General features: G+C 70.6%; 12 protein-coding genes. 7 read left to right on the top strand and 5 right to left on the bottom strand.

Annotated features, from left to right (window positions below):
* Window positions 1–63 precede the first annotated feature (63 nt).
* Both HNR73_RS11635 and HNR73_RS11630 read left to right on the top strand, forming a co-directional pair.
* Window positions 64–849 (top strand): NAD(+) diphosphatase, encoded by a 786-nt coding sequence (locus tag HNR73_RS11635; RefSeq protein WP_184787370.1) that lies wholly within the window; start codon window positions 64–66, stop codon window positions 847–849.
* Between the two features lie 71 nt (window positions 850–920).
* On the top strand, window positions 921–1,679 hold the full coding sequence (locus tag HNR73_RS11630) for a hypothetical protein (protein WP_184787369.1): 759 nt from the start codon (window positions 921–923) through the stop codon (window positions 1,677–1,679).
* 82 nt (window positions 1,680–1,761) lie between these two features.
* Here the strand turns inward: HNR73_RS11630 and HNR73_RS11625 are convergent, their stop codons facing one another.
* Window positions 1,762–4,029 carry an immune inhibitor A domain-containing protein gene (locus tag HNR73_RS11625; RefSeq protein WP_203686862.1) on the bottom strand — a complete coding sequence of 756 codons (2,268 nt, stop codon included), beginning with the start codon at window positions 4,027–4,029 and terminating at the stop codon, window positions 1,762–1,764.
* Between the two features lie 89 nt (window positions 4,030–4,118).
* The gene (locus HNR73_RS11620) at window positions 4,119–5,390 is read right to left on the bottom strand and encodes a Gfo/Idh/MocA family protein (protein WP_184787368.1); all 1,272 of its coding nucleotides are present in this window, start codon (window positions 5,388–5,390) and stop codon (window positions 4,119–4,121) included.
* Between the two features lie 58 nt (window positions 5,391–5,448).
* Here HNR73_RS11620 and HNR73_RS11615 point away from each other — a divergent pair, with 58 nt between their 5' ends.
* Complete coding sequence (locus HNR73_RS11615; protein ID WP_184787367.1) at window positions 5,449–6,057, top strand: TetR/AcrR family transcriptional regulator; 609 nt, start codon at window positions 5,449–5,451, stop codon at window positions 6,055–6,057.
* On the opposite strand, the gene HNR73_RS11610 is transcribed toward HNR73_RS11615, so the two are convergent.
* Both HNR73_RS11610 and HNR73_RS11605 read right to left on the bottom strand, forming a co-directional pair.
* On the bottom strand, window positions 6,054–6,374 hold the full coding sequence (locus tag HNR73_RS11610) for a winged helix-turn-helix domain-containing protein (RefSeq protein WP_239122350.1): 321 nt from the start codon (window positions 6,372–6,374) through the stop codon (window positions 6,054–6,056). The two genes, HNR73_RS11615 and HNR73_RS11610, sit on opposite strands and share 4 nt — an antisense overlap.
* Complete coding sequence (locus HNR73_RS11605) at window positions 6,367–6,975, bottom strand: hypothetical protein (protein WP_184787365.1); 609 nt, start codon at window positions 6,973–6,975, stop codon at window positions 6,367–6,369. The genes HNR73_RS11610 and HNR73_RS11605 overlap by 8 nt, the downstream gene beginning before the upstream one ends.
* A gap of 160 nt (window positions 6,976–7,135) precedes the next feature.
* Here HNR73_RS11605 and HNR73_RS11600 point away from each other — a divergent pair, with 160 nt between their 5' ends.
* The gene (locus HNR73_RS11600; protein WP_184787364.1) at window positions 7,136–7,603 is read left to right on the top strand and encodes an anthrone oxygenase family protein; all 468 of its coding nucleotides are present in this window, start codon (window positions 7,136–7,138) and stop codon (window positions 7,601–7,603) included.
* Here HNR73_RS11600 and HNR73_RS11595 read toward each other — a convergent pair.
* Complete coding sequence (locus HNR73_RS11595; RefSeq protein WP_184787363.1) at window positions 7,594–8,055, bottom strand: YkvA family protein; 462 nt, start codon at window positions 8,053–8,055, stop codon at window positions 7,594–7,596. The two genes, HNR73_RS11600 and HNR73_RS11595, sit on opposite strands and share 10 nt — an antisense overlap.
* A gap of 105 nt (window positions 8,056–8,160) precedes the next feature.
* Here HNR73_RS11595 and HNR73_RS11590 point away from each other — a divergent pair, with 105 nt between their 5' ends.
* The 3 genes from HNR73_RS11590 (at window position 8,161) to HNR73_RS11580 (ending at window position 11,413) form a co-directional block, all read left to right on the top strand.
* Window positions 8,161–9,066: a cation diffusion facilitator family transporter gene (locus tag HNR73_RS11590; RefSeq protein ID WP_184787362.1), complete on the top strand. Its 906-nt coding sequence runs from the start codon at window positions 8,161–8,163 to the stop codon at window positions 9,064–9,066.
* Complete coding sequence (locus HNR73_RS11585) at window positions 9,063–9,554, top strand: HXXEE domain-containing protein (RefSeq protein WP_184787361.1); 492 nt, start codon at window positions 9,063–9,065, stop codon at window positions 9,552–9,554. The genes HNR73_RS11590 and HNR73_RS11585 overlap by 4 nt, the downstream gene beginning before the upstream one ends.
* Window positions 9,555–9,871: 317 nt before the next feature.
* On the top strand, window positions 9,872–11,413 hold the full coding sequence (locus HNR73_RS11580; protein WP_184787360.1) for an alkaline phosphatase D family protein: 1,542 nt from the start codon (window positions 9,872–9,874) through the stop codon (window positions 11,411–11,413).
* The last annotated feature ends 27 nt before the right edge of the window (window positions 11,414–11,440 follow it).

The raw sequence follows: 11,440 nt of genomic DNA, 5'->3' as shown, positions 1-11,440 counted from the left end.
CGGCCGCGCTCCTGGCGCCGTTCGGCGGTTTGTCTTGGCCGCGCGACGGGAGACAATCGCGGCATGCCTTTCGCCCCCGTCACCGCCGCCAGCCGCCAAGCCCTCCCCGACGACCTCTGGATCCCCGTGCGCGGAAAGGACGTCGGTCATCTGCCCGGCGGTGGCTGGCTGACCGTCGCCGACGCCGGGGACGCCACGATGGTCTGCGTGGGGACCGTCGGCGAGCGGCTCGTGTGGGCCGGTGAGGCCGCGGCGGTCGGTTCGTACACGCCGTGGTCGGCGCTGGCGGCCGATCCCGCGCACGAGGCGGGTGCGGTCGTGCGGGCGGTGCAGATCGTCGCCTGGCGGGCCGCGCATCGTTACTGCGGTTCGTGTGCGGCGCCGCTTCTCGACTGCGCGGGTTTCCTGTCGCGCCGATGCCCCAGCTGCGAGCAGCTGTACATGGTGCGGCTCGGGCCGGTCGCGCTGGTGCTGGTGACGTCGGGCGACAGGGCGCTGCTGGTCAAGCACGGCTACATGGCGCACGACATGTGGGCGCTGGTGTCGGGTTACCTGGAGTCGGGCGAGTCGATGGAGGACGCCGCCCGCCGGGAGGTGGCCGAGGAGACCGGGCTGGCGTTGACGTCGCTGACCTACGCCGGGAGCGCGCCGAGCGCGTTCGGTGACCCCGATGTGCTGCTGGTCGGGTTTCGGGCCGAGGCCGCGTCGGCCGAGCTGCGGATCGATCCCGCCGAGATCGCCGAGGCGCGGTGGTTCGGGCGGGCCGAGATCGGCGCGCTCGGGGCCGAGGCCCTGCCGCCGGCGGGTTCGCTGGCCCTGGCGCTGATCCGGAACTTCGCCGCGATGTGATCCACCCCGCCCTGGACTTCCCGAGAGCATTAGCTTAGCCTCACCTTAGCTTCTGTTCCGTGAGGAGTCCGATGACCGTTCTCGCCGCACCGCCGACGCTCGCCGAGCGCATCGCCGCGCAGCTGCCCTTCCCCGCCGTGATGGCGGTGCCGGACGGCGAAGGCGAATGGGTCGGCTTCGACGACCTCCTCACCGGCGACGCCATGCGCGGGCAGTTCGCGCGCCTGGCCGAACGCGCGGGCGCACCCGCCGAGGTCCAGGTGACGCACGTCGTCGGCTGGCTGGCCGCGGCCGTCATCAACCCGCTCGTGGTCGCCCGCAGGACCGCCGGCGTCGTGCCGCTGCTCGACCCCGCCGAGACGATGGTCCGCTGCGACCCCGGCGGCTGGTTCAACGCCGTCGCGATCGGCGACCCCACACCGGCCACCGAAGGCGACCTCGACGCGGTCCTGCTGCGGCACCTGACCGAGCTCTTCGCGCCCGTCGTCGCCTTCGCGCTGCCGCACTCGCGGCTCGGCCGCCGCACGATCTGGGCGGTCATCTCCGACCGCGTCGTACAGGCCCTCTACCCCGCCGACCCCGCCGACCCGGGCGTCCACGAGGCCCGGACGGGACTCGAAGCCCTCTTCGCCGGCTGCGGTCCGCTGGAGCAGCGCCGCCGCTGGACGAGCGTCGTGCTGCCCGCCGGGCGCGAGGCCCTCGCGCCGGTCGCGGCGGCCTGCTGCCTGTCGTACAAGAGCGACGAGGGCGTGTACTGCGAGCGGGTGTGCCCGAAGACGACCGAGGCCGAGCGGGCCGCGGAGATCCGGGAGTTCTGCACGGGTAAGTGACCGGCACCCCGATCCGCGCCACGCTCCTCCGACGAAAACGGCCCCCGGCACGAACACCGGGGGCCGTTCGGCGTACTTCGCGCTAAGACCTCGTCACCGAGATCAGCATCGGCGTCAGTTCCGATCCGTCCCACAGGATGCGGATCTTGACGCCTTCACCGGCCACCTTCACCGAGTGCTGCGGGGACGCGGGGTCCCAGTAGGCGTCGGGGTTGGTGTCGTTGAAGACCGGCACGCCCTTCTGCGACGGGAAGATGACCTTCGCGCCGTTGTTGTAGAAGGTGATCTTGTCGGTCTTGGCGTTGCCGAAGGTCGCGTCGAGCGACTGGTGCGTGTTCGACAGCCGCGTCCCGTCGGGGAACTTCAGGGGCGCGACGCGGGCGTCGACCGGCAGGACCAGGCCGCGGCCCGGGTGCTGGCTGACGTCGTTGTTGCCGACCGTCGTGTCCACGTACCAGATCAGCGCGCCGTCCTGGTACGGGTAGTGGTTGACCTTGTCGAAGGCCGTGTCGAGCCAGCCGCGCTGGTACGGCCCGGTCTTCAGGGTCTTGTCGTAGGACACGTACTTCCGGTTCTCGACCAGATAGAACCGCGCGCTGCTCTCGGTCTCGGTTCCGGTGGTCCGCTTCCAGTTGTAGGCGGTCCAGCCGTTGTCGGCCGACTCGACGTCATCGGTCCAGGTCACCGCACCGTCGGCGGTGACGGCGATGTCGTCGAGGAACACACCGGTGCCGTGGGTGTTGGCGTCGGTGGTGTAGCGGTAGCGGAACTTGACCGGCTGACCGGCGAAGGGCGACAGGTCGTGGGTGACCGCGACGAAGCCGCCGTTGTCGCCCGAGAGCTTGTTCCCGACGTTCTTCCACGTGCCGCCACCGTCGGTGGAGACCTGCGCGAAGAAGTAGTCGTAGTCCTGCTCGGTGTCGAGCCGGACCTTCGCCGTGATCGAGGCGCTGGTGACGCCCGTGAGGTCGATGTCGCGGGTCAGCGCGGCGTTGATGTCGTCGCCGTCACCGCCCATCCACTCCCACGAACCGCTCGCCGGCTTGGTGTACTCCCTGGTCACGTCAACCGGCGGGAGGTTCACCAAGGTCGCCTCCTTGAAGGGGCTGGTGCCCCCGGCGGCGCCGAGCAGGTTGTACGACAGGTTCGTGTCCAGATCGACCACGTCGTAGTCGAGCCAGCCGAGGTACAGCTTCTCCCACGGCCCCATGAAGCCCGGGATCTCGCCGATGCGGTCCTTGCCCGCACCGAGCCACGAACCGGCCGACATCAACGTCCAGTTGCCCGTGCCGTTGTTGCCGCCCTTGGTGTCGTACAGGTCGGGCAGGCCGAGGTCGTGGCCGTACTCGTGCGCGAACACGCCGAGACCGCCGTTCTCGGGCTCGGTGGTGTAGTCGCCGAGCCAGATACCGGTGTCACCGACCGGGACGCCGCCGCTGGGGTTCCAGTCGGGACCGGCCAGGTCGGACTGGGCGAACCAGCTGTGCGACCAGATCGCGTCCTCGCCCTGGGCACCGCCACCGGCCTCCTCGCCTTCACCGGCGTGGATGGCCTGGACGTGATCGACGTAGCCGTCGGGCTCGTCGAAGTTGCCGTCGGCGTCGTAGTCGTAGCGGTCCCACACGTCATAAGGCGCGAGGTAGGCCTTGATCTGCGCCGGCGTCTTGCCCGCCGCGATCTGAGCGTCGTACCAGGCCTGCGCCGTGTCGCGGACGAACGCCCCGTACGCCTCGGCCTCGTCGGCGTTGTAGCCGTAACGGGCCTCGTTGTACGGCAGCGTCACCCAGTCCTCGACGTGCCCCTCGACCGTGTAACGGCCACTGGACTGGCGCAGGTAGAAGTCCGTCATGGACGGACCCTTCTTGCTGAAGAGCATGTCCTGGTAGTAATCCCGGTCGTAGTCGGGCTCCCAGGCCGTGGTGTTGTCCACGTCGCGGTCGGGCTCGGGGATCTCGTTGACCACCGGTCCCGCCTCGCCGCCGTGCTCGGTGACCTCGTCGCCGAACTGGGCGAGCAGCGTCCAGATCTTCTCGGTCTTCGGCTTGCCCCACTGCACCCAGGTGCCGTCGGGAAGCTGCACACCGCTGGACTCGCCGCGCTTCTGGATCGCCGCGTCTCCACCGACGACGGCGTTGATCGCCTCCATGCGGTTGTCGCGCTGCTCTTGCTGTTGCGGGGTGGGGGGCAGCGTCTCGCCCCTCACCGCCTCGGGCTTTGGCGTCGTCCGGAAAGCGCTGACGTCCGCCGTGGTGTCGTCATTGGACGGTGACGCCTGGGCAGGCGTCACCATCCCGAAGGTGAGTACTCCCACCGCGGTGACCGCGGTCAGGAGACGTGTGCGTGGTCGCACCGGGCTCCTCCCCTACTAAGGAACTAGGCTGCTGCAACACCTTCCCGTATGGATCACCGCGAGCGCAAGCTTTTCGGGCACGGGCTTGCCTACAACGCCACGACCTCTCCGGAGGTGCGGGAACGTTCCGCGGCGAACACGATGCGGTGGGTCGCGAGGCTCTCGGCGACGTCGGTGAGGATGAGTTCGGGCCGACCGGCCGAAAGCGCCTCGACGAAAGCCTGCATAAGCCCCAGATCCCCGCCGCCGTGGCCGCCGGAGGCGGAGTGGTCGGCCGGCGCGGTGTCGTGCACGGTCGTCTCGCCGGTGCGGAAGTCAGTGATCTCAATGCGATCCGAGTCGCCGAAGAGCTCGCCGTGGGTGCCGAAGAAGGTGGTGCGACGGCCGGCCATCTTGGTGAACGCGGTGACGGTGAAGGACGCGGTGACGCCGCCCTCGTATTCGAGGTTGACGACCTGGTGGTCGGCGACGTCGTTGTCGCATTTGTAGACACAGCGGCCGTAGGGGCTCACCGCGAGCGCCTCGGTGATCAGTTCGGGGGTGGGTTCGCGGCCACCGAGCATTTTGGACAGCGCGAAGGGGAGGCGCCCGATCTGGTAGATCTTGCGGGCGTCGTACTCGCAGTCGGTCAGCGGGCAGGCGACGCAGGTGTCGGCGGCCGTCGCGGGCTGGTTGCCGGCCTTGAAGTGGTGCAGGCCGCCGAAGGACGACACCCGTTCGGCGGGCTTGCCGATGACATAGGAGAGCCAGTCGATGTCGTGGCAGGACTTGGCCATGAGCATCGTGGCCGCTTCCTTGGTGGTGCGCCAGGGGCCGCGGACGTAGGAGTGCGCGAAGTGGTCGAAGCCGATCGGCTCGACGTGGTCGACGCTGACGATGTCGCCGATCACGCCCGCGCGCAGCAGTTCGACGAGCTTGGTGGTGTACGGGGTGTAGCGCAGGACGTGGCAGACGGCGATCGAGACGCCGTGCTTGACCGAGGCCTGCTCGATGGCGACGCACTCCTCCTCGGTGATGGCCATGGGCTTTTCGAGGAGGATGTCGTAGCCGAGTTCGGCGAAGGCGACGGTCGGTTCGAGGTGGTCGGCGTCCTGGGTGGCGATGATGACGGCGTCGGCCATCCGCGGCCGCGCGGCGAGGTCGCGCCAGTCGGCGTAGAGGTGCTCGGCGGGCACGCCGTGATCTCTTCGCAGGGTCTCCAGGCGGATCTCGTTGGCGTCGGCGGCGGCGGTGATGCGCGCGGGGACGTCCAGCAGGTCGTTCATGCGCGCGTACTGGCCGCCGCGGCCGCCGGCACCGGCGATCGCGATCGTCAGGGGACGGTCGAGGACTGATTTTGAAAGTAGGTTGTGAAACTCCATGCGGCGGAAGCGTAGTCGCGAAGATCACCGAAGGGAAGACGTAAGAGAGGATGTCGTCATGACGGATGCGGGCCGCAGGCGTGGGCGCCCGAGCACGGGCGTGCGCGAGGCCGTGCTGGCCGCGACGGAGGCGATCCTCGGCGAGTCGGGAGTGGCCCGCCTGTCGACGAAGGAGATCGCGCGGCGGGCCGGGGTGGCCGAGTCGAGCATCTTCTACCACTTCGGCGACCGGCTGGGGCTGCTCCAGGCCGTGGTGGCGCTGCATCTGCCGCGTTTCAAGGACGTCGCCGACGGCCTCGTGCCGGGCGAGGGCGGGCTGCGGGCGAACCTGGTGGCGCTCCTCGACGGGCTGGTCGCGTTCTACGCGCGGGTCGCGCCGATCCTGGCGGCGGTGCAGGCCGACGCCGAGTTGCGCGCGCGTTTCGCCGACCGTGGCGCCGGCGAGGTCATCGGCCCGCGTCGCGGGGTCGCGCCGATCGCGGCCTACCTGGCGGGTGAGCGCGAGCTCGGGCGGGTGCGCGCCGATCTGGACGTCGAGGCGGCCGCGATGGTGCTGCTCGCGGTCGCGCATCAGCGGGCGGTGCTGGGGCGCCTGAGCGACGGTCCGGCGCCGGGCGGCACCGGCGACGCCGTGGACGTGTTGCTGGCGGGACTGGCGGCGGGCTAGGGACGGTCGTCGGCGGGGGCCTGTGCGCGGGCGCGCATGAGGTCGAGTTGGTCCCAGTGCCGGGCGGTGCGCTCCCTGCCCTCGGCGGTCAGGGCGACGCTGGTGTTGGGTTTCCTGCGCACGAAGGTCTTCTCGATCGCGACCAGGCCGCCGTCCTCCAGTTTGGACAGATGACTGGAGAGGTTTCCCTTGGTCAGGCCGGTGGTGCGCTGGAGGAAGACGAAGTCGGCGGACTCCACCGAGGACAGCACGGTCAGGATCGCCAGCCGGGCGGGTTCGTGGATCAGCCGGTCGAGGGCCGGTTCGTCGTCACGCATCTCCATGATTGTTCCCGAAGTCGAGATCACGGTACGACCGGAAGGTGAGCACGAGGCGCCGGTGGTCGAAGAGTCCGGCGACCACCGTGGCGGCCGCGATCGGGAAGTAGGCGACGGCGTCCTTGTCGGCGCCCATCGTCCAGAGCGGTAGCAGCGCCGCCACGAAGACCGTCACCCAGATGACGACGTGGTGGGCGCGCAGTCCGGCGGCGATGGCGTAGAAGACCAGCATGCCGACCGCCCACGCGGCGGCGGTGGTGCTGACCGGCTCCAGCGGCGGCCGGCCGAGGACGGCCCGGCCGAGCTGGTCGGCCCCGACGTAGACGGCGAAGCCGACGAGAGCGGCGGCCAGGTACCTCGTCTGCCTGCTGCGCATGTGGACGACCTTTCCGAAACGGTGCCGGTAGTACCGGGCGACCCCGAAGAAGGCCGCGACGGTGAGCAACGGCCCGATGATCCCGATCCAGACGAGCACGGGCGGGTCGGTCAGGTTGGTCAGCCCGACGAGGGCCATCGCCATGCCGAACGGGATCCCGTAGAAGCCCTGCAGGTAGGCGTGCGGGTAGCCGGCCCCGGCCGACTCAAGTTGGCGCCGATCCATGGCATTCCTCCGCAGACTGGTTTGTGCTACAGACCGTACACGCCGAATCAGCTTCCGCAAACTGGTCTGCGATGCCAACCTTGTGGCCCCGCAACGGAAGCGGCTCCCACGCGGTCGGGTACCTTTTACTGAGTCATCACTCAGCAATTGGAGGATCTCCGTGCTCGTCCGTTACGTCAAAGCGCTCGCACTGCTGTCATCGGGACTGCTCGCGGGCGCGTTCATGTACGGGGCGACGAACGTCGCACCGACCTTCCGCGCGGTCCCGCTCGACGTGCGCCTGACCTTCCACACCGCGCTGATGCGGATGAACGGGCCGGTCATGCAGACGCTGATGGGGCTGACGTTCGTCACCGCCGTCGCCCTGGCGGTGCTCTCGCGGGGACGGACGCGGCTCATCGCCGCCGGGGCGGGTGTCCTGGCGCTGGTGTCGTTCGTCGTCACGCGTTTCGGGAACGTCCCGATCAACACGCGCATCAAGGTCTGGGCCGTCGAAGGCGCCCCGGCCGACCACGCCGAGATCCTCGCACGCTGGGACGCGTTCAACTACGTGCGGACCGCGGCGGGCATCCTCGCCTTCGGGCTGCTCATCTGGATCGCGCTGCGGAGACCGTCCACTCAGGACTGAGTGTCGCGGGGGCCGGGCGGCTGCCGGCCCCGCCCGTCCTTCGGCCGCAGGTCGCACAGCTTGACCAGCGCCTCGAAGCCGTCGTCGGTGCCCGGCCAGTGCGCACGGACGGCGGTGATCCCCGCACGGCGGACGACGCCGCGCAGGACCCAGGTGGCGATGATGGCGTCGTCGGCGTAACCGAGGACGGGGATGAAGTCGGGGATCAGGTCGATCGGCAGGGCGAGGTAGACCAGCAGGAGCGCCAGCCGGATCCGGACGTCGCGGGGCATGGCGCGGTCGGCGGCGAGGCGGCGGACGAGGCGCAGGGCGTCGGGCAGCAGCCGCAGCGACTCCTTCAGCAGGCCGCCGCGCGGGCGGACGAGCACCAGCGCGACGACGAGCGCCAGCCAGGCCAGCAGGAGCGCGGCGGCGACACCGATGGCGAGGTCCCACCAGAAAGAGCCGGTCATGGTGCCGCACGGTACCCCGGGTTGACGAAAGCGCGAGGCATCGCCTACCGTCTGATTCATGCAGACATTCGCATGTGATTACATGAGCCGGGGGGCCGTCGCGTTATGGGACACGGCCACGACCACGGAGCCGGCCACGCCGGCGGCCGCCACGCCTGGCGGCTGGCGGTCTCCTTCGGGCTGATCGGCGCCTTCTTCGTCATCGAGCTCGTCTTCGGGCTCGTCTCGGGCTCCCTCGCCCTGCTGTCGGACGCCGGGCACATGGCCGCCGACGTGATCACGCTCGGCACCGCGCTGCTGGCCACACGCCTGGCGACGCGGCCCGACTCGACCGGCCGCCGCACCTACGGCTCCTACCGGGCCGAGGTCTTCGCCTCCGGTTTCGCCGTGCTGGTGATGCTCGGCGTCGCGGTCTACATCGTCGTCGAGGCGATCGGGCGCGCCGGGGACGGCGGCGAGGTCTCCACCGGGCCGATGCTGATCGTCGGCGCGCTCGGCCTGATCGTCAACATCATCGCGATGTTCCTGCTGCGCGCGGGCGCCGGTGAGAGCCTCAACGTCAAAGGCGCCTACCTGGAGGTCGTCGCCGACACCGTCGGCAGCGTCGGGGTGATCGCCGCCGGCGTCCTCGTCGGCCTGACCGGGCAGACGATCTGGGACACCGTCGTGGCGCTGGCCATCGGCGTCTTCGTGGTCATCAGGGCGATCCCGCTCGGGCGCCAGGTGCTCGCCGTCCTCGCCCAGCACGCCCCGCCCGGGATCGAGCCCGGTGTCGTCGGCTCCTCGCTGGCCGACATCGACGGCGTCGCCGACGTCCACGACGTGCACCTGTGGACGCTGACGTCGGGGATGCACGTGGCCACGGCGCACCTGGTCACCTGCGAGGACGCCGACTCCCACGCCGTCCTCGACCAGGCGCGCGACCTACTGCGCAAGGACTACCAGATCGCCCACGCCACGCTTCAGGTCGAGCCCGGGACGCACCGCGGCTGCGACGAGCCGGGCTGGTGAGCGTGGACCGCGCGCTCCCGCGACCGGCAGCCGCACCCGACCTGTCGGCGCTGCCGTTCTTCCTGCCCTTCGCCGTCTACATCCTGCACACCCTTGAGGAGCTGCCGGGCTTCGCCGCCTGGGCGACCCGCCACTTCGGGCCGGAGACGACCTCGACGTTCGCGGCCTACCACGTCCCGCTGATCCTCCTCGTCGGCTACTGCTCCTGGCGTGCGGCCCGCGCCGGGCACGGCGGCGTCTGGATCGTGCTGGCGACGGCGTTCCAATGGCAGTTCGCCATGAACGCACTGTTCCACCTCACGACGTGGATCGCCCTCGGCGAGTACTCACCGGGCGCGGTCACCGCCGCGACGGTGTCGATCCCGGCGACGGGGCTGTACTTCGCGTGGATCCGGCGCACCGGACGGGCGACGACGCGGGAGCTGGTGCTCGGTGTCGCGGCGGGGACGGTGATCGCGGCGGGCGCGGTGGGGTTCTTGTTCTTGTAGGGCGGGGACGGTCGGCCCGGTCGCTTCGGTGGCCGGGCTCCTCGCCGCCGAGGGCGGCCGCCCGCACGATCCACGGTCCGCGCGGTGCCGTAGGCCCGTGTCCCGGCACCCCGCGCGACCCGGCGCCGAGAGAGGCTTCTGCGCGCCGCCGGGTCTCACAAGCCGATGGGCCGTACGCCCCCTCGCGCGATATCGCCCGAGCCCGCGCGCCTCTTCGGTGCCCGAGCCACCGTCGTTCACCTTCCGGACACCTCCACGCCGTCCCCGCCCGATAGAACCGCCTCAACGCACTCGATCTCTATCGACGGGAACCCCTCATGACGACCATCGACCGGCGACGGCTCCTCACCGGCGGTGCCGCCGCGATCGGCGGCGGCGTGCTGCTCGGCACCGGGCTCGGTGCCGGCGCCTACGCCGCGCCCGCCCTCCTGCGCGGGCGCCCCGAACTCACCCACGGGGTCCAGAGCGGCGAGGTCAGCGGCGACAGCGCCGTCATCTGGACGCGCGCCGACCGCGAGTCGCGGATGTGGGTCGAGCTGAGCCACCGTCCCGACTTCAGGCACGCGCGGCTCGTCCGCGGCCCGCGTGTGACCGCCGCGACCGACTTCACCGGCAAGGTCCACGTCGACGGCCTGCGCGCCGGCCGGACCGTCCACTATCGAGTGTGGACTTCGGACGGTCGCCGGGAGAGCGCGTCCGCCACCGGTTCCCTGCGCACCAGCCCCACGCGGCACCAGGACGTGCGCTTCGTGTGGTCGGGCGACCTCGCCGGACAGGGCTGGGGCATCAATCCCGAGCTCGGCGGCTTCCGCATCTTCGACGCGATGGCCGCCGTCGACCCCGACTTCTTCCTCTGCAGCGGCGACTTCAACTACGCCGACGGCGCCCTCGCCGAGACCGTGGCCCTGCCCGGCGGCCGCACCTGGCGCAACCTCGTCATCCCCGAGAAGACGAAGGTCGCCGAGACCCTCGGCGAGTACCGGGGCCAGTACAAGTACAACCTCCTCGACGAGAGGCTGCGCGCCTTCGCCGCCGCCGTCCCGATGCTGCACCAGTGGGACGACCACGAGGTCACCAACAACTGGTACCCCGGCGAGATCCTCGAAGACGCCCGCTACACCGAGAAGCGCGTCGACGTCCTCGCCGCCCGCGCCCGTCGCGCCTTCGCCGAGTTCACGCCCAACCGGCTGTCGGCCGACGGCGAGGGCCGCATCTACCGCAAGATCTCGCACGGTCCGCTGCTCGACGTCTTCGTCCTCGACATGCGCACCCACAAGAACGCCAACGACGCCAACAACGACCCGCACACCCGCTCCGGCGTCCTCGGCCGCACGCAGCTCGACTGGCTCAAGCGCGAACTGCGCCGCTCGACGGCGACCTGGAAGGTCCTCGCCGCCGACCTCCCGCTCGGCCTGATCGTCCCCGACGGCACCGCCCAGGAAGGCCTCGCCCAGGGCGACAACGGGGCACCGCTCGGCCGCGAACGCGAAGTCGCCGAACTCTTGTCGTACGTCAACCGCGCCGACGTCACCGGCACGGTGTGGCTCACCGCCGACGTGCACTACACCGCCGCGCACCACTACGACCCGTCGCGCGCGTCCTTCAAGGACTTCAAGCCCTTCTGGGAGTTCGTCTCCGGCCCGATGAACGCCGGCGCCTTCGGCCCGAACGTCCTCGACGGCACCTTCGGCCCCGAGGCCCGCTTCGTCAAGGCTCCCCCGGCGGCCAACACCTCGCCCGCCGACGGCTTCCAGTTCTTCGGCGAGGTCGTGATCTCGGCGGCGACCAAGGCGCTGACGGTACGGCTGCGCGACCTCGACGGCGCCGTCCTCTTCGAGGTCGAGCTGCCCGCCGAGTAGGCCGGTGCGGGGCCCGTGGGGTGCGGG

The organism is Phytomonospora endophytica (assembly GCF_014202425.1).
Taxonomy (GTDB): domain Bacteria; phylum Actinomycetota; class Actinomycetes; order Mycobacteriales; family Micromonosporaceae; genus Phytomonospora; species Phytomonospora endophytica.
The sequence above is the reverse complement of the archived record's forward strand: the minus strand, read 5'-3'. Positions and strand labels throughout refer to the sequence as shown.

Excerpts from the sequence above, each read along its gene's own strand:
- HNR73_RS11635 (WP_184787370.1), top strand. The coding sequence starts at position 64 with ATGCCTTTCGCCCCCGTCACCGCCGCCAGCCGCCAAGCCCTCCCCGAC.
- HNR73_RS11630 (WP_184787369.1), top strand. The coding sequence starts at position 921 with ATGACCGTTCTCGCCGCACCGCCGACGCTCGCCGAGCGCATCGCCGCG.
- HNR73_RS11620 (WP_184787368.1), bottom strand. The coding sequence starts at position 5,390 with ATGGAGTTTCACAACCTACTTTCAAAATCAGTCCTCGACCGTCCCCTG.
- HNR73_RS11615 (WP_184787367.1), top strand. The coding sequence starts at position 5,449 with ATGACGGATGCGGGCCGCAGGCGTGGGCGCCCGAGCACGGGCGTGCGC.
- HNR73_RS11610 (WP_239122350.1), bottom strand. The coding sequence starts at position 6,374 with ATGCGTGACGACGAACCGGCCCTCGACCGGCTGATCCACGAACCCGCC.
- HNR73_RS11605 (WP_184787365.1), bottom strand. The coding sequence starts at position 6,975 with ATGGATCGGCGCCAACTTGAGTCGGCCGGGGCCGGCTACCCGCACGCC.
- HNR73_RS11595 (WP_184787363.1), bottom strand. The coding sequence starts at position 8,055 with ATGACCGGCTCTTTCTGGTGGGACCTCGCCATCGGTGTCGCCGCCGCG.
- HNR73_RS11590 (WP_184787362.1), top strand. The coding sequence starts at position 8,161 with ATGGGACACGGCCACGACCACGGAGCCGGCCACGCCGGCGGCCGCCAC.
- HNR73_RS11580 (WP_184787360.1), top strand. The coding sequence starts at position 9,872 with ATGACGACCATCGACCGGCGACGGCTCCTCACCGGCGGTGCCGCCGCG.